The sequence below is a fragment of the Aminobacter aganoensis genome, assembly GCF_014206975.1.
Taxonomy (GTDB): domain Bacteria; phylum Pseudomonadota; class Alphaproteobacteria; order Rhizobiales; family Rhizobiaceae; genus Aminobacter; species Aminobacter aganoensis.
Window position 1 is genome coordinate 184,012 of sequence record NZ_JACHOU010000001.1, and the last position, 17,305, is coordinate 201,316.

Below are 17,305 nucleotides of genomic sequence, written 5' to 3' on the forward strand. Positions count from 1 at the left end.
TTGCTACTGCATCCCACCTTGTCACCACTTCTGCAGTCATGTAGCGCCGAGCGATTGCCGGTCGCTCCAAGGGCCGGCCCCGGACCGCTGCCCATGAACATCGCCCTCCCCACCCGCACGATCGTCGTCGACGACAGGCCCGCCGATCTGCCGTTCGTTGTCGACCAGCATGTCGCCGATGTCATTGCACAGCTCGGCCGGACCGAAGACCTGCGCTTTTCACCGGACTTCCGTCGCCTGGCGATCGCCGGCTTCGGCAGGAGCATGTGCCTGCTGTTCGATGTCGAGATCGTCCGCTCCACGGACAAGCCGGTCCTGCACATCAAGGACTACATCGAGCTGCATTCGCCTGATCTCAGGGATCCGCATGGCTTCGATTTTGTCGACAATGGGACGCTTGTCGTCGCCAACCGCGGCGGCGTCGTCACCCTTTTCGCCTTGCCTTCCATGTCGGGACAGCAGCGTGTGTATGATCTGTCGCCGTCGCAGGTCATCCGTCGTGCCGGCCTCAGCCGGCGTATTTCCACGCCCGGCTCCGTGTGCGTCTCGGCCATCGGCAAGGGCCGCTACGAACTTCTGGTCTGCAACAACTACAAGCACCGGGTCACGAGGCATGTGATCAGGCCGGGTGGGTGGTCGCTGCCGCGCAACTCGATCCTCCTGGAGCAAGGGCTGGACGTGCCCGACGGCATTGCGCTCAGCCCCGACAAGGCCTGGATTGCCATCAGCAACCACATGACGCATTCCGTGCTTCTGTTCGACAACCGGACGCGTCTCGATCGCCGGTCGGCTCATGCAGGCACCCTTTGCAGCGTGGGTTACCCGCACGGCGTAAGATTTTCGCCGGATGGCAGCATGATCTACGTCGCCGACGCAGGCTCGCCCTATGTACGTGTCTACCGAAGTGCCGGTAACGGCTGGTCAGGCGAGCATGCGCCCGTAGTCTCTTTCCGGGTCCTTGACGATCAGACCTTTCAGAAGGGGCGGCACAATCCCGAAGAAGGCGGCCCGAAGGGGCTCGACATCGACGCCACGGGCGAGTTGCTGGTGGTTACCAATGAAGAACAGCCCCTCGCCTGCTTTCACATCCCCACTTTGCTGTCGCAGAAGAATTTTGCGAATTAGCACAACAGCTTGACGGCAAGTACTTTATCGCCGCCGCCGACCGCGATATAGAAATCGCATGAGTTCAGGTTGGAAATTGGCGCCCGCGCTTGTCCTATGTCTTTCGGCCACGACGGTCGGCGGCTGCAGCCGCTCGTCCGACGGGACCGTCGTCATTCCCAAACCGATGGACTCCAGGCGCTTCTGGCAGGACGACGACGCCAGGCGCGCCGCCAGCGAGCGCTCGCAAGCCTCCTCCTTCCCGGCCGGTCCGGAGATCCGCTTCGTCACCCAGCAGCCCGGCCCGCGCCCAGTGACGCGTGCGCCAGGCCGTGCTTCCGAGAGAGCCGCGGGCGGCGCCAAGCCCATGTCCTGCCGCGCCATCACCAGTTCGACCGGACGTGTCAGATACGCCTGCGAATGACCGCTTCACGGCCCGGGCCATCCCGCGGCTGGCTCGCCGAAACCATGATTTCCACCCATTTTTGTCAGGCTCGCGTCAGCAAAGCCCCGGTTTTTGCGTATTTCGCGCAAACACGGCGGTAGCCGGTTGACGAGCAAGCATCGACCGTTATAGCCCACCTCCAGTCGCTGGAACGGAATGGAGAAGGTCCCGCCCGATGGAGATATTCACTGCCGCAGGCTTCACCGCCCTTCTGCAGGTCATAGCTATCGATCTCGTGCTCGCTGGCGACAATGCCATCGTCATCGGCCTTGCCGCAGCGGGCCTGCCCGCCGAGCAGCGCAAGAAGGCCATCCTCGTCGGCATCGCGGCCGCGACCGTCCTCCGCATCGGTTTCGCGCTCATCACCCAGTGGCTCCTGGCCATCGGCCCGATGCTGCTCATCGCCGGCGGCCTGCTGCTGCTGTGGGTGTGCTGGAAGATGTGGCGCGAACTCAGCGTCAGCCACGAACAGGAGCATGAGGCAACCGAAGCGCTCTCCGACGCCGACTACGACAAGGACGGCAAGATCGCCGGCAAGGGCCCGCGCAAGACCTTCGCCCAGGCCGCCTGGCAGATCGTCATCGCCGACGTGTCAATGTCCCTCGACAACGTGCTCGCTGTCGCCGGTGCGGCGATGGACCACCCGACCGTCCTGATCATCGGCCTGGCCCTGTCGATCGCGCTGATGGGCTTTGCCGCCTCTTTCGTCGCGCGCCTGCTGCACAAGTATCGCTGGATCGCCTATATCGGCCTGCTCATCATCCTCTATGTCGCGCTGAAGATGCTGCTCGACGGTGCCGTCGACCAGTTCCCGGACCAGTTTGGCTTCCTGAGCGATTGGTTCGGCGGGCATCGCGCTCCGGCCCACTGAGGCCGATACGATTGACGAAAAGGGGCCGGAACAATCCGGCCCTTTTTGCATGTAGCGATCAGTCGGTTTGCTTGGACGCCGATTTGTGCTATTGCGCCGCCCGAATTGAGCTCTTTTCAGAGCCGACAGATCGAGAAAATTCAAGACTTCCAGGCCGGCCCTCAAGGGTGTTACGGCCCGCACCCATTGGAACCCGTTTATGTCAGCAGCACCCCGCGTCAGCTTCGTCAGCCTCGGTTGCCCAAAGGCGCTTGTCGATTCTGAACGCATCATCACGCGGTTGCGCGCCGAAGGCTACGAGATCGCCCGCAAGCATGACGGCGCCGACCTCGTCGTGGTCAACACCTGCGGCTTCCTCGATTCCGCCCGCGATGAATCGCTGAACGCCATCGGCACCGCGCTGAAGGAAAACGGCAAGGTCGTCGTCACCGGCTGCATGGGGGCAACGCCGGAGCTGATCCGCGAAAAGCACCCCAACGTGTTCGCCATCACCGGGCCTCAGGCCTATGAAAGCGTCATGGCCGCAGTGCACGAGGCAGCGCCGCCGGCGCACGACCCGTTCACCGACCTGGTGCCGCCGCAAGGCGTCAAGCTCACCCCGCGCCACTACGCCTATCTCAAGATTTCAGAAGGTTGCAACAACCGCTGCACCTTCTGCATCATTCCCGACCTGCGTGGCGACCTCGTCTCGCGCCCGGCCGGCGACGTGCTGCGCGAAGCAGAAAAACTCGCCAATGCCGGCGTCAAGGAACTGCTGGTGATCTCGCAGGACACCAGCGCCTACGGCATCGACATCAAATACGCCTCCAGCCCGTGGAAGGACCGCGAGGTCCGCGCCAAGTTCCTCGACTTGTCGAAGGAACTCGGAGAACTCGGCATCTGGGTGCGCATGCACTACGTCTATCCCTACCCGCATGTCGCCGACGTCATTCCGCTGATGGCCGAGGGCAAGATCCTGCCCTATCTCGACATTCCCTTCCAGCACGCCTCGCCGCAGGTGCTGAAGAACATGCGCCGTCCGGCCCATGGCGAGAAGGCGCTGGAGCGCATTCGCGGCTGGCGCGACGTCTGCCCTGACCTTGCCATCCGCTCCACCTTCATCGTCGGTTTCCCCGGCGAGACCGAGGAAGATTTCGAGATGCTGCTCGACTGGATCGACGAGGCCAAGATCGATCGTGCTGGCTGCTTCAAATACGAGCCGGTCAGCGGCGCGCGCTCCAACGATCTCGGGCTCGAACAGGTGCCGGAAGAGGTCAAGGAAGCCCGCTGGCATCGCTTCATGCAACGCCAGCAGAAGATTTCGGCCGCCGCGCAGGCCAAGAAGGTCGGCAAGCGCCTGCCGGTCATCATCGACGAGGCCAACGGCACCAGCGCCAAGGGCCGCACCAAGTATGACGCACCCGAGATCGACGGTTCCGTCCACATTCAGTCGCGCCGCCCGCTGCGCGTCGGCGACATCGTCACGGTCAAGATCGACCGTGCCGACGCCTACGATCTCTACGGCTCGGCCGTCTGATCCGGACATCTGTCACGAGAGCGGCCACGTCCCCTTCGCCAGCCCAAAAAAACCCCCGGCAAGACCGGGGGTTCTTTTTTTGGAGGCGCCACGGGCGCCCCAGAGTGCTCCGCTTACTGCGGCAGCTTGTCGTCGACGCCCTTGACGTAGAAGTTCATGCCGAGCAGCACGCCATCCTCCGCCACTTCGCCGGCCTTCAGCCATTCGGTTCCGTCCTGCTTGGCCACAGGGCCGGTGAACGGGTTGAATGAGCCGGACTTGATCTTGGCTTCGGTTTCCTCGGCCAGCTTCTTCGCATCGTCGGACATGTTGGCGTAGGCCGCCATCACGACGTGGCCTTCCTTCATGCCGCCCCAGATGTCGCTCTGCTTCCAGGTGCCATCGATGACCTCCTGGATGCGCTCGATGTAGTACGGACCCCAATCGTCGACGATCGAGGTCAGCTGGGTGGTCGGGCCGAACTTGATCATATCCGAAGCCTGGCCGAACGCCTTGATGCCGCGCTCGGTGGCAACCTGCATCGGCGCGGTCGAGTCGGTGTGCTGGGTGATGATGTCGACGCCCTGGTCGATCAGCGCCTTGGCGGCGTCGGCTTCCTTGCCGGCGTCGAACCAGGTGTTGGCCCACACCACCTTGACCTTGAAGTCGGGGTTGACCGACTGCGCGCCGAGCATGAAGGCGTTGATGCCCATCACCACTTCGGGGATCGGGAAGGAAGCGATGTAGCCGGCGACACCGGCCTTCGATTCCTTGGCGGCGATCACGCCCTGAATGTAGCGGCCTTCGTGGAACTTCGAGTTGTAGGTCGCAACGTTCGGATGCTCGCGCTTGTAGCCGGTGGCATGCTCGAACTTCACGTCCGGGAACTTGCCGGCGACCTTGTTGGTCGGATCCATGAAGCCGAAGGAGGTTGCGAAGATGATGTTGCAGCCCGAACGCGCGAAGCGTTCGATGGCACGCTCGGCGTCCGCACCTTCCGGCACGCTTTCGAGATAGGCGGTCTCGAGTTCGTCGCCGAACTTCTCCTTGGCCTGCAGCAGGCCCTGGTGGTGCTGGTACGAATAGCCGAAATCGCCGATCGGGCCGACATAGACCCAGCAGGCCTTGACCTTGGCTTCCGCCGCCACTGTGCCAAACGACATCACGGCAGCTGCCGCGGCCAATGACAGAATTGTCTTCTTCATACTGTTGTTCCTCTTACTGGTTGCCCGGGGCACTATCCCATTCTTTTTATAGTCCCAGAGACACGATCTTCCCTTGCGCACCGCTGCGCGGCCGCGAGTCGACATCATGTCCTTAGCGATCTGGCACAAACGGCCGCCCCAATGAAGCCGGAGTGTTCACCATCGTCAGTCGCCTGTTGCGCGAGATTAGAACAAGTACAACGACAGTTGCCAGATAGGGTAGCGAAGAAAGCAGCTGCGACGGCACGCCGATACCCAGGGCCTGGGCATGCAACTGGCCGATCGATACTGCGCCGAACAGATAGGCGCCGGCCAGCACCCGCCACGGCCGCCAGGAGGCGAACACGACCAGTGCAAGCGCGATCCAGCCGCGGCCGGCGGTCATGTTCTCGATCCATTGCGGCGTATAGACCAGCGACAGATAAGCGCCCGCAAGGCCCGCGCAGGCGCCGCCGAACATCACCGCGAGGTAGCGGATGGCGATCACCTTGATGCCAAGCGCATGCGCCGAGGCGTGGTTGTCGCCGATCGAGCGCAGCGTGAGCCCTGCCCGCGTGCGGAACAGGAAGTACGCCACGCCGGCCGTCAGCAGCAGCGACACGTAGAACAGCGGGTCCTGGCCGAAGACCAGCTTGCCTACGAATGGCAGGTCGGTCAGCACGGGAATGTAGATGTAGTCCATCTTCACGCCCGGCATGCCGACGAAGCTTTCGCCCAGCATGCCCGACAGGCCGAGGCCGAGCAGCGTCAGCGCAAGGCCGGTCGCCACCTGGTTGGTCACCAGCGTCAGCGTCAGGAAGCCGAACAACAGCGAAAACAGCGCGCCGACGATGATCGCGGCGAGCACGCCGAGCCAGGGCGACCCGGTGGCCAGCGCCACGCCGAAACCGGTCACCGCGCCCATCACCATCATGCCTTCGACGCCGAGGTTGAGAACGCCGGAGCGTTCGACCACCAGTTCGCCGACGGAAGCGATCAGCAGCGGGGTTGCCGCCGTCGCGATCGTAATCAGGATGCCTTCAAACATTTTGGGTGGCCTCCACGGTCTTTGCAGCGGAGGAGCCGACAAAGCGGATGCGATAGAGAATGAGCGTGTCGCAGGCGAGCACGAAGAACAGCAGCATGCCCTGGAAGGCACGCACCACCTTGTCCGACACGCCGATCGAGATCTGTGCCGCCTCGCCGCCGAGATAAGACAGGGCCAGCACCAGCCCCGCGGCGATGATGCCGAGCGGGTTCAGGCGGCCCAGGAAGGCCACGATGATGGCGGCAAAGCCGTAGCCGGGCGAAATCGTCGGCCGGAGCTGGCCGATGGCGCCGGACACTTCGGAGATGCCGGCAAGACCGGCAAGGCCGCCGGCAACCAGGAAAGCGAAGAACACCATGCGCGACTGCGAGAACCCGGCGAACTTGCCGGCGCGCGGGCTCTGGCCGAGCACCTGCACTTCAAAGCCCCTCAGCGTCCGCGACAGCATGAACCACAGCGCGACAGCGGTGACGATGGCGAAGACGAAACCCCAGTTCGCGCGGCCGGACGCCGACCAGATCTCGGGCAGGACCGCGCTCGGGCTGAAGGTCCGCGTCTCGGGAAAGTTCATGCCCTCGGGATTGCGCCAGGGACCACGCACCATCCAGTCGAGAAAAAGCTGCGCGACATAGACCAGCATCAGGCTGGTCAGGATCTCGTTGGTGTTGAAGCGCACCTTGAGATAGGCCGGAATGGCGCCATAGAGCGCCCCTCCCGCAATCCCCATGAGCAGCATCAGCGGCAGCACGATCCACGACTGGAACTCCGGGAACATCACCGGCAGGATCGAGCCGGCGATGGCGCCCATGATGAACTGGCCCTCGGCGCCGATGTTCCAGTTGTTGGACAGGAAGCAGATCGACAGCCCGACGGCGATCAGGATCAGCGGCGCGGCCTTGACCGCCAGCTCGTGCAGCGACCAGACCTCGCGCAGCGGGTCGATGAAGTAGTAGTACAGCGCCTCGACGGGGTTCTTGCCGAGCACCGTGAACATGATCGCGCCGGCGATCAGCGTCAGCCCAAGCGCGATGAAGGGCGAAAAGGCGGCAAACAGCTGGGAGCGTTCGGGGCGTTTGACCAGTTCGATACGCATCACGCCACCTCCTTCGCATGGTCGAGATGGCCGGGTTCGGCGCCGCCCATCAAAAGGCCGATGCGTTCGAGCGTGGCTTCGGCGATCGGAATGGGCTTGGACAGATCGCCATTGTGCATGACGGCGATCGAGTCGGAGATCTCGAACAGTTCGTCGAGGTCCTGGCTGATGACCAGCACGGCCGAGCCGTTGCGGGCAAGTTCGATCAGTGCCTGGCGAATGCGCGCGGCCGCACCCGCATCGACGCCCCAGGTCGGCTGGTTCACCACCATGACCGACGGGTTGCGGTCGAGCTCGCGGCCGATGATGAATTTCTGCAAATTGCCGCCGGAAAGTGCGGCGGCTTCGGGGTCAGGCGCGCTCTTGCGCACGTCCATCACCTCGATGATGCGTTGCGCCGCCTTCTGGACGGCGCCGGATTTGACCATGCCGGCCATGCCGACGAAGGCCTTGCCGTCCGTGGTGTGGCGCGACAGCAGGAGATTGTCCGACAACCGCATGCGCGGTGCCGCACCGTGCCCCAGGCGCTCTTCCGGCACGAAGGCGGCACCCAGCAGGCGCCGCGCCGAAATGCCCATGCGCCCGGCCGACTTGCCGCGGATGCGGATCGCGTCGGCGCTGTCCTGCAGCGCCTCGCCCGAGATCGCTTCGAACAATTCGCCCTGGCCGTTGCCGGCAACGCCCGCAATGCCGATGACCTCGCCGCCGGCGACGTTCAGCCGGATGTTCTTGAGCGGCATCGAGAACGGCCCTGCCGGCTTGCGGCTCATGCCGCAGATGCTGAGCAGTTCTTCGCCGCGAACCGCGGCCGTCGTGCGCTCGGCGTTCTTGACCTCGGTGCCGACCATCATCCGCGCCAGCGAGGACGGCGTCTCCAGCCGCGGGTTGCAATGGCCCACCACCTTGCCGTGGCGCATGATCGTCGCGCTGTCGCAAAGCCGCCTCACCTCGTCCAGCCGGTGCGAGATGTAGAGGATGGACTTGCCTTCAGCGCGCAGTCTTTCCAGGGTCTCGAACAGCTTGTCGGCCTCCTGCGGCGTCAGCACCGAGGTTGGCTCGTCGAGGATGATGAGATCCGGTGTCTGCAGCAGGCAGCGGATGATCTCGATGCGCTGGCGCTCGCCGACAGACAGGTCGCCGACCAGCGATTCCGGATCGAGCGGCAGGCCGTAGCTGTAGGACAGCGCGCGCGCCTTGGCGGCAATCGTGCTGATCGGCGTGTCGTCGGCCAGCGAGAGCGCAATGTTTTCGGCGGCAGTCAGCGCCTCGAACAGCGAAAAATGCTGGAAAACCATGCCAATGCCGAGCTTCTTGGCAACGCCCGGGCTGGTGATCCTGACGGGCTGTCCGTTCCACTGGATTTCGCCCGCATTGGGCTCCAGCGAGCCGAACAGCATCTTCACCAGGGTCGACTTGCCGGCGCCGTTTTCACCGAGAAGGGCATGGATTTCGCCCTTGGCGATGGTCAGGTCGACCTGGTCGCACGCCTTCAATGTGCCGAATATCTTCGTCAGGCCACGAACCTCGAGCAGGTTCCGACCATTGGCTAAAGGGGTTGTGTCCACAACGCCTCCCATTGTCAGTTCTTTATTATGTTCCCGGGAGCATGGTAGGCGCGTCCTGCTCCCGGCGCAAAGCATGTCACAAGTTGAAAGAGCTTCAAGGATTCCAGCAACAATTCAAGGGATAAGTACCGTCGTTCCGGTGGTCTTGCGGCCTTCGAGATCGGCATGTGCCTGGGCGGCGTCGCGTAGCGCATAACGCTGGTTGATCCTGATTTCGACCGCTCCCTTGAGCACCACATCGAACAGCGCCTCGGCTGAGCGCACCAGATCCTCGCGCTTCGCATTATAGGCGAAAATCGTCGGGCGCGTTGCATAGAGCGAGCCCTTCTGCGCCAGCAGCGAAATGCTGAACGGCGGGATCGGCCCCGACGACTGGCCGAAGCTGACGAAGGTTCCCAGCGGCCGCAGGCAGTCGAGCGAGCCGGGAAACGTGTCGTTGCCGACCGAGTCATAGACGACATCGCACTTCTGCCCGCCGGTGATCCTGGCGACTTCGGCGACGAAATCCTGGTCGCGATAGTTGATGACATGGTCGAAGCCATGCGCCCTGGCGAGCTCGCCCTTTTCGTCCGAGCCCACCGTGCCGATGACAGTGGCGCCCAGATGCCTGGCCCATTGCCCGAGGATCAGGCCGACGCCGCCGGCCGCGGCATGGTAGAGAACCGTGTCGCCGGGCTTGACCTTGAAGGTGCGCAGCAACAGATACTCGGCTGTCATGCCTTTCAGCATCATCGCCGCAGCCTGCTCGTCGCTGATGCCGTCGGGCACCTTGACCAGCCTGTCGGCGGCAATCACCCGCTCCTCGCTATAAGCGCCGGTCGGAACGGCATAGGCGACGCGATCGCCGGCCTTCAGCCAGTCGACGCCCTCGCCCAGCTCCAGCACCACGCCGGCCGCCTCGCCGCCGGGGATCACCGGCATGCCGTTGGGCGCCGGGTAGAGGCCGGTGCGGAAATAGACGTCGATGAAGTTGAGCCCGATCGCGGTGTGACGGATCAGCACCTGGCCTGCACCGGGACGGCCGGCCTCGGCCTCTTCGTAGACCAGCGCCTCGGGGCCGCCATGGGCATGGACTCGTATGGCTTTGGGCATGGCGTCAGTCCTTCCCGGCAATTTGCCTTGCGCCGAGATTGGGGAAGAGCTGCATCACCCCCCCGATGAAGAACAGGTAGATGCCGCTGACGGCAATGCCGATCTTGACCCATTCGCTGGCATGCATCGCCTGTGCGAGCGCGATGGCCCCGAAGGCGCACCAGATCAGCGTGATCGGCAGGTTGATGTTCCTCAACCGCACGACGCGCACCGGATGCAGGAAGCTCATCGGCACGAAGGTCAGGATGCCGGCGATGACGACCACCGCGAACGACACCCACTGTCCCGGCTCGATGACGAACAGCGTGAACACCACCATGTTCCAGACGACGGGGAAGCCCTTGAAGAAGTTCTCCTTCGTCTTCATCCCGGTGTCGGCATAGTAGATCGCGCTCGACACGACGATGATCGCGCCCGACAGGAACGACAGCCCCTCGCCCATGAAGCCGCTCTGGTACAGCGCAAAGGCCGGGATCAGCACGTAGGTGACGTAGTCGATGATGTTGTCGAGCAGTTCGCCCGACCATGTCGGCAGGATTTCCTTGACCTCGAGCTTGCGTGCGATCGGGCCGTCTATGCCGTCGACGAACAGCGCCAGCCCCAGCCACCAGAACATCGCCGTCCAGCGCTCCTCGCTGGCCGCGACCAGCGACAGAAAGGCCAGGAACGAACCCGACGCGGTGAGCAGATGGACCGAAAAGGCGCGCGCTTGCGGCCAGGTGACTTTCTTAGGCTTCACGGTTGCCGCCAATCGAGTTTGCAGAAATGGGCCGGATGAACCGGGCCACAAGACAAGCATGCGCGGGAGAACTGCTGCGGCGGGAGGGCATGAATTCTTCCTTCATGGCGCAATCCTGCTTGGCATCGGCAAACTCCCTTTCATCCGGCACTTAATAGCAGCGCCGCTTCCCAGACAAGCCGAAAGCAGAGATGGTTGTGCTCACTGGAACGTTCGGCACAACTTCATGAAAAGATAAACAATAATCGGCCCGAAGTGACGTAGCGGAAAGACGCGCACGGGCCGGCACGCGGCTTCAATGGGCGCAAACGCCGCGTTGATCAACCGGACCCGACTGCCCTATATCGGGTTCATGAAGGTGCGCCTTCGGCACCTGGCAAGCATGGACGGCGGCAGATGAGCGTCGACACGAAAACCCGCATTCTGGTGGCTGGCACCGGCCCGGTTGGGCTGATATCGGCGCTTGCTTTTGCCGACGCCGGTTTCGGCGTCGTCCTCGCCGGCCCGCCGGCGCGCGCCGACGACGGCCGCACCACCGCCCTGATGGTTCCCGCGCTCAAGTTCCTTGCGCGCCTTGGCGTTCTCGATGCCCTTGAGGCGGACGCCGCACCGCTCAAGGTCATGCGCATCGTCGACGGCACGTCGCGGCTGGTCCGCAGCCCCATCGTCACCTTCCGCGCCGGCGAGATCGACGAGGAGCATTTCGGCTTCAACTTCCAGAACCGCGTTCTCAATGCCGTGCTGCAGCAGGCGGTCGAGGCACATTCTGGCATCGAGTGGCGCCAGTCCCTGGTCGAGAACTGGACCATCGAAGCCAAACAGGTCACCGCAGCGCTTTCGGATGGCACGACGGTGGCAGCGCCGCTTGCGGTCGCCGCCGACGGCAGGAACTCGCCGGCGCGCGAGGCGGCGGGCATTTCGGCCAGCGCCCGCACGTTGCCCCAGGCGGCCCTGGTGCTGAACTTCGCCCACAGCCGCGACCATGCCTTCACCTCGACCGAGTTCCACACCGAAACCGGCCCGTTCACCATCGTGCCGCTGCCCGGCCGTCGCTCCAGCCTCGTCTGGGTGCTGAGGCCCGAAACCGCCAGGCAATTCGCCGATCTCGACGACGCGGCCCTGTCGCTGCGCGTCGAACGCCAGATGCAATCGATGCTCGGCCGCATCACGGTCGAGGGCGGCCGCCAGATCTACCCGCTTTCGACGTCGCTGCCGCAACGCTTTGCCCAGAACCGCATCGCTTTGGTCGGCGAAGCCGCGCACGTGTTTCCGCCGATCGGCGCCCAGGGCCTCAATCTCGGCATCAGGGATGTCGACCAACTCGTTGAAACGGCATTGAAAAACGTTGACGATCCGGGTGCCCCGGCGGCACTTGCAGTCTACGATTCGGCGCGCCGTCCCGACATCCTCGCACGCACCAGCGCGGTCAACCTGCTCAACAGGTCGCTGCTCTCGGACATGTTGCCGGCACAGCTCGCCCGTAGCGCCGGGCTCAATTTCCTCGGCGGATTCTCGCCGCTGCGTGCCTTCTTCATGCGCGAGGGCCTGCGCCCCGGCAGCGGCTTTTCGGCTCTCGGTGCGGCCCTTCGCTCGCCGCGCCGGCTTCGCGGCGCTTCGACCGAGTAGGACCGGCAGGTCTCAGGGAAACAGATCCGGCGGCAATATGCCGTGCTGGATCATGTAGAGCAGGCCGGTGACCGTCAGCACCGAAGCGCAGGTGGTGACCAGCACGCTGGCCGACGCCCGCTCGACCCACACGCCATATTGCTGGGCGATGACGAAGACGTTGGTGGCAGTCGGCAGCGCCGCCAGCAGCATCGCCGAAAACAGCCATACCGGCGAGAAATTGCCGATCCAGCTCAGCACGACGTAGCAGACCAGCGGGTGCACGATCAGCTTCAGCAGCGCGATCGGCACCATCTCGTGCGGCACGCGCTTGAGCGGGCGCAGCGCCAGCGTCACTCCCATGGCAAACAGCGCGCAAGGGGCTGCCGCCCGCGACAGGTATTCGAGGAACCGCTCGACGGGCAGCGGTGGGCGGAATTCGACATAGGCAGCGAGCACGCCGACCGCCGTGGCGATGATGAACGGGTGGAAGGCGATCTTCTTCAGCACGTCCAGCGCCACGCTCATCGGCGCGCGCGGCTCGTCGCCGGCCAGCGCCATCATCATCGGCGCGATGGTGAAGTGCATGATGTTTTCGAAGCAGAAGATCAGCGCCACCGGCACTGCCGCTTCCTCGCCAAAGGCCAGCAATGCCAGCCCCGGCCCCATATAGCCGATATTGCCGTAGGCCGAGGCCAGCCCCTTGATCGTCGATTCCGCGATCTCGCCCCGCCCCTTGATGTAGGACGCCGTGAACATCAGCGCGAAGATGATGAAGGTCGAGACCACGGCGCCGAAGATGTAGCCCCATTCGGTCAGCCGCTCGAACGGCGTCTTGGCCAGCAACTGGAAAAACAGCGCCGGCAGCGCGACATAGACGATGAAGGTCGTCATCCAGCCGAGCGCTTCGAGCGGCTGCCTGGTGATCCGGGCAACCAGGAAGCCCATGAAGATCAGGCCGAAGAACGGCAGGACCAGACCGATCACCTCAGACATGGGCAATTCCCGATTGGCGCTTCTGCAAACATGCGGGTTCGAGCGCGCCAAACCTGCATGACGAAGGGAGTTCCACCCTGCGGGTATCGTGCCGCTTTGGCCGGCGTCAAGCCGCTATGCCATTGAAATGGCTGGTCGACTGCGCCAAATAGGAATGAAGGACGGGGCAGTTTCAGCGGCAGCACGGGAAATGCGCCGGAAACAGAGCCTTAAGCGTTTGAATACAAATGTAAATCGACTGGAATGGCGTAGCGTACGGTGATCGGCATGAAGACGGCAAAGTTCTCGATCGGACAGGTGGTTCGCCACCGCGTGTTCCCGTTCCGGGGCGTCATCTTCGATGTCGACCCCGAATTCGCCAACACCGAGGAATGGTACGACGCCATCCCGGCCGCCGTGCGCCCCCGGCGCGACCAGCCCTTCTATCATCTGCTGGCCGAAAACGCCGAGACCGAATACGTCGCCTACGTCTCCGAGCAGAACCTGCTCGAAGACAGCTCCGGCGAGCCGGTCCGCCATCCCCAGGTCGGCGAATATTTCGACAAGACCTCGGACGGGCGCTACGCCCCCAAGGCCCGCATCAGCCACTGATCTGAACGCGTTGACACAAAACAAAAAAGCGGGGCAATCGCCCCGCTTTTTTCAGTTCCGGATCGGAAGATCGATCAGTTGGCCGTCTTGGCCTTGTCCTGCTCTTCCTTGAGCTTCTTGGCGAAGTCCTGGTTGTTCTTCGACACGAATTCCTGGAGCTTCTTCTGGCGGTCCTCAAGGTCCGACTGCTTCATCGGCTCGCCGTCAAAGGCGCCGGTGAAGCCCGAAAGCGAAACCTTGATCGGGTTCGGCTGGTTCTGGAAATTGACCGAGGTCAGCGTCAGTTCGGTGCCCTTCTTGAAGGACGCCACGAGCTGGTCGGAAAGCGCGGTTTCGGCAACGCAACGATCCGGGAAGCAGATCACGTATTCGAGCTTCTGCGCCTTGCCGCCGTCGACCTGCAGGCCGATGCCGGGAGGCACGAGACGGCCGCTCGGAACGGTGACCTGGAACACCTTGCGGTTGACCTTGCCCTTGAGCTCGATCATCGAGATGCCGGTGACCAGCTGGCCGTTGCTGGCGGTCAGGATGTTCTGCACGTTGCAGATGTCCACGTCAGCCTGCTTGGAACAGGCCTTGAACCAGCCCTGCGGGATCTGCTGCTGCTGCGCGGCAGCAGGCGACAGGCCCGACGCCAGCACACCGGCAACGCCAGCCACCAAGGCCGACAGACGGAGACCGTCGAATTTCTGGCTCGTCATCTTCATGAATTCCTCTCAAACAATCCCGGAACCGGCCCAAGCCGTGTGTCGACGCTACCTGTTGGGCAAATGAGGCAACAGCATGACTTCGCCGCGCGTGTTACACTGCCACGAGCCGCGAATCCAGCCTGTTTCAGCGCATTTCTTGTGCCTTGCCCCGGCGATGGACGGGCCGCATTCGCCTGCGCTACCCTTCGAATCATCAAAGCTTCCCCGAATTCGTGGAGAATCGTCGTGAGACGCACTCTTTCGCTGCTGGCCGCCACCGCCGCCATCGCCTTTGTCGCCCCTCTGGCGGCCCTCGCCGAGCCGGTTCACGGCCTGTCGATGCATGGCACGCCCGCTTTGCCGGCTGACTTCAAGAGCTTTCCCTATGCCAATCCCGACGCGCCCAAGGGCGGCAAGATCACCTACTGCGTCATCGGCAGTTTCGACAATCTCAACCCGTTCATTATCAAGAGCCTGCGCACCACCGCGCGCGGCATGGTCGACGTCATCTACGGCAACCTCGTCTTCGAATCGCTGATGCAGCGCAGCGCCGACGAAGCCTTCAGCATCTACGGCCTGACCGCCAAGTCGGTCGACATCGACCCCGAACGCAAGTGGATCGAGTTCAACCTCGACCCGGACGCCAAATGGTCGGACGGCAAGGAGATCACGCCCGACGACGTCATCTTCACCTATGAGGTCTTCACCGAAAAAGGCCGCCCGCCCTACAGCGACCGCATGTCCAAGATCGAGAAGATCGAAAAGACCGGCGACCGCAGCGTCCGCTTCACCTTCAACGACAAGGCCGACCGCGAATTCCCGCTGATCGTCGCGCTCACCCCGATCGTGCCCAAGCACGCCTTCTCCAAGGATACGTTCGACCAGACCACGCTGAAGCCGATCATCGGCAGCGGCCCTTACACCGTCGCCGAGGTGAAGCCCGGCGAACGCATCGTGTTCAAGCGCAATCCCGAATACTGGGCCCGCGACATCCCCTCGAAGCGTGGCTTCGACAATTACGACCAGATCACCATCGAATATTTCCTCAACGCCGCAGCCCAGTTCGAAGCCTTCAAGAAGGGTCTTTGCGACACCTTCGTCGAAGCCGATCCGGTCAAGCGCGAGCGCGGCTTCGACTTCCCCGCCTACAAGAACGGCGACATCGTCGCCGAGACCTTCAAGAGCGGCCTGCCGCCGGTTGTCACCGGCTTTATGTTCAACACCCGGCTGCCGAAATTCGCCAATCCGGTCGTGCGCCAGGCGCTCGGCATGCTCTACGACTTCGAGTGGGCCAACCGGAACCTGTTCAGCGGCAAGTACGAGCGCACGGTCAGCTATTGGCAGGGCACCGAGCTTTCCGCCTATGGCGTGCCGGCCTCCGACAAGGAGAAGGCACTGCTGGCGCCCTTCCCCGATACCGTCCGCCCCGAAGTCATGGACGGCACCTGGCGTCCGCCGGTCACCGACGGCTCCGGCCAGGACCGCAAGGTGCTGAAGGCGGCATTCGACCTGTTCAAGAGCGCCGGCTACACGCTCCAGGGCGGCAAGATGCTGGACAGCGAAGCCAAGCCCTTCGCCTTCGAGGTCCTGACTTCGTCGGAGGCCGAGCAGCGGCTGGCCGCCATCTACCAGCGGACGCTGGAAAAACTCGGCATCGCGGTCACCATCCGCGCGCTCGAGGCCGACCAGATCCAGTCGCGCAAGCAGGCATTCGAATTCGACTCCCTGATCGGCGTCACCGGCTTCTCCGGTACCTTGTCGCCGGGCATCGAGCAGATCGGCCGCTGGGGCTCTTCCTCGGCGCAAAAGGAAGGCTCGTTCAACCTCGCCGGCGTTTCCAGCCCGGCCGTCGACGCCATGATCGATGCCATGCTCAAGGCCCGCGAGAAGGAAGATTTCGTCGCTGCCGTGCGCGCGCTCGACCGCCTGCTGATCTCCGGCAGCTACATGGTGCCCATGCAGCACAACTCCGAACAGTGGATCGCTTTTGCCAAAAGACTAAAACATCCGGAAAAGACACCCATATTTGGCTATCAGTTGCCGGTCTGGTGGAGCCAGGGCGGCTAATCAGCTCAATCAAGGACTTTTCCATGACAGAACAGAACAAGCTGACCATCGACGTCGTCTCCGACGTCGTCTGCCCGTGGTGCTTCCTGGGCATGAAGCGCCTTGAGAACGCGCTTGCCAGCCTGCCCGACATCGACGCCGAGGTCCGCTGGCGTCCATTCCAGCTCGACCCGACGATCCCGGCCGAAGGCAAGGAACGCAAGGCCTACATGCTGTCGAAGTTCAATGACGAGGCCCGGCTCACCCAGGCCCACGCCAACCTCGTGTCGCTCGGCGCGATCGAGGGCATCTCGTTCGATTTCGACGCCATAACGGTCGCCCCCAACACGCTCGACGCCCACCGCGTCATCCGTTGGGCGGCAGCTTCCGGCGCAGGCGTCCAGGACAAGCTCGCCCGTGCGCTGTTCAGCCTCTATTTCGAGCAGGGCAAGAATGTCGGCGACCACGCCGTGCTGATCGAAGCCGCGCGCCAGGCCGGCATGGACGCCGCCGTGGTCGAATCGCTGCTTGCCACCGATTCCGACCGCGACGAGGTCACCAACGAGATCGTCACCGCCTCGCGCATGGGCATCACGGGCGTGCCCTGCTTCCTGCTCGACGGCAAATATGCCGTCATGGGCGCGCAGGAGTCGGCGACCCTTGCCGACGCCATCCGCCAGGTCGCAGCCGAAAAGGCGGCAGGCGAACCGACACTCAACTGAATTTCTCGGGTAGCCAGACA

The 17,305-nt window shown here is 63.5% G+C and carries 16 protein-coding genes; 8 read left to right on the top strand and 8 right to left on the bottom strand.

Going from position 1 to position 17,305, the window contains the following annotated elements; all coding sequences use genetic code 11:
* Positions 1-93 precede the first annotated feature (93 nt).
* The 4 genes from GGR00_RS00865 to rimO all read left to right on the top strand — a co-directional run bounded on the left by GGR00_RS00865 (position 94) and on the right by rimO (position 3,936).
* Positions 94-1,125 (top strand): YncE family protein, encoded by a 1,032-nt coding sequence (locus tag GGR00_RS00865; RefSeq protein ID WP_184697196.1) that lies wholly within the window; start codon positions 94-96, stop codon positions 1,123-1,125.
* A gap of 58 nt (positions 1,126-1,183) precedes the next feature.
* Positions 1,184-1,528, top strand: coding sequence for a hypothetical protein (locus GGR00_RS00870; protein ID WP_156381268.1), 345 nt, complete (start codon positions 1,184-1,186; stop codon positions 1,526-1,528).
* 196 nt (positions 1,529-1,724) lie between these two features.
* Positions 1,725-2,420, top strand: coding sequence for a TerC family protein (locus tag GGR00_RS00875; protein ID WP_055976664.1), 696 nt, complete (start codon positions 1,725-1,727; stop codon positions 2,418-2,420).
* A gap of 199 nt (positions 2,421-2,619) precedes the next feature.
* Entirely contained in the window at positions 2,620-3,936 is a 1,317-nt protein-coding gene (rimO, locus tag GGR00_RS00880; RefSeq protein ID WP_184697199.1) for a 30S ribosomal protein S12 methylthiotransferase RimO, read from the top strand.
* Between the two features lie 113 nt (positions 3,937-4,049).
* Here the strand turns inward: rimO and GGR00_RS00885 are convergent, their stop codons facing one another.
* The 6 genes from GGR00_RS00885 to pcsA form a co-directional block, all read right to left on the bottom strand.
* Positions 4,050-5,120 carry a BMP family ABC transporter substrate-binding protein gene (locus GGR00_RS00885; RefSeq protein WP_055976670.1) on the bottom strand — a complete coding sequence of 357 codons (1,071 nt, stop codon included), beginning with the start codon at positions 5,118-5,120 and terminating at the stop codon, positions 4,050-4,052.
* Between the two features lie 112 nt (positions 5,121-5,232).
* A complete protein-coding gene (locus tag GGR00_RS00890; protein WP_055976673.1) occupies positions 5,233-6,147 on the bottom strand; it encodes an ABC transporter permease in 915 nt (304 codons plus the stop codon).
* Entirely contained in the window at positions 6,140-7,240 is a 1,101-nt protein-coding gene (locus tag GGR00_RS00895; protein ID WP_184697202.1) for an ABC transporter permease, read from the bottom strand. Before GGR00_RS00895 ends, GGR00_RS00890 begins: the two co-directional genes overlap by 8 nt.
* On the bottom strand, positions 7,240-8,817 hold the full coding sequence (locus GGR00_RS00900) for an ABC transporter ATP-binding protein (RefSeq protein WP_184697205.1): 1,578 nt from the start codon (positions 8,815-8,817) through the stop codon (positions 7,240-7,242). The genes GGR00_RS00895 and GGR00_RS00900 overlap by 1 nt, the downstream gene beginning before the upstream one ends.
* Positions 8,818-8,919: 102 nt before the next feature.
* On the bottom strand, positions 8,920-9,897 hold the full coding sequence (locus GGR00_RS00905; protein WP_184697208.1) for a quinone oxidoreductase family protein: 978 nt from the start codon (positions 9,895-9,897) through the stop codon (positions 8,920-8,922).
* A 4-nt stretch (positions 9,898-9,901) separates the two neighbouring features.
* On the bottom strand, positions 9,902-10,636 hold the full coding sequence (gene pcsA / locus GGR00_RS00910; protein WP_184697211.1) for a phosphatidylcholine synthase: 735 nt from the start codon (positions 10,634-10,636) through the stop codon (positions 9,902-9,904).
* Between the two features lie 396 nt (positions 10,637-11,032).
* Between pcsA and GGR00_RS00915 the strand changes: the two genes are divergently transcribed.
* The gene (locus GGR00_RS00915; RefSeq protein ID WP_184697214.1) at positions 11,033-12,262 is read left to right on the top strand and encodes a UbiH/UbiF family hydroxylase; all 1,230 of its coding nucleotides are present in this window, start codon (positions 11,033-11,035) and stop codon (positions 12,260-12,262) included.
* Positions 12,263-12,274: 12 nt separating this feature from the next.
* Here GGR00_RS00915 and GGR00_RS00920 read toward each other — a convergent pair whose 3' ends face one another.
* On the bottom strand, positions 12,275-13,237 hold the full coding sequence (locus GGR00_RS00920; RefSeq protein ID WP_184697218.1) for an AEC family transporter: 963 nt from the start codon (positions 13,235-13,237) through the stop codon (positions 12,275-12,277).
* A 267-nt stretch (positions 13,238-13,504) separates the two neighbouring features.
* Between GGR00_RS00920 and hspQ the strand changes: the two genes are divergently transcribed.
* Positions 13,505-13,828 (top strand): heat shock protein HspQ, encoded by a 324-nt coding sequence (gene hspQ, locus GGR00_RS00925; protein ID WP_055977660.1) that lies wholly within the window; start codon positions 13,505-13,507, stop codon positions 13,826-13,828.
* Between the two features lie 74 nt (positions 13,829-13,902).
* On the opposite strand, the gene GGR00_RS00930 is transcribed toward hspQ, so the two are convergent.
* Positions 13,903-14,529 (bottom strand): invasion associated locus B family protein, encoded by a 627-nt coding sequence (locus GGR00_RS00930; protein ID WP_055977663.1) that lies wholly within the window; start codon positions 14,527-14,529, stop codon positions 13,903-13,905.
* 234 nt (positions 14,530-14,763) lie between these two features.
* Here GGR00_RS00930 and GGR00_RS00935 point away from each other — a divergent pair, with 234 nt between their 5' ends.
* Both GGR00_RS00935 and GGR00_RS00940 read left to right on the top strand, forming a co-directional pair.
* Positions 14,764-16,584 carry an extracellular solute-binding protein gene (locus GGR00_RS00935; RefSeq protein ID WP_377864640.1) on the top strand — a complete coding sequence of 607 codons (1,821 nt, stop codon included), beginning with the start codon at positions 14,764-14,766 and terminating at the stop codon, positions 16,582-16,584.
* A gap of 23 nt (positions 16,585-16,607) precedes the next feature.
* Positions 16,608-17,285, top strand: a complete 678-nt coding sequence (locus tag GGR00_RS00940) for a DsbA family oxidoreductase (protein ID WP_184697221.1) — start codon at positions 16,608-16,610, stop codon at positions 17,283-17,285.
* The last annotated feature ends 20 nt before the right edge of the window (positions 17,286-17,305 follow it).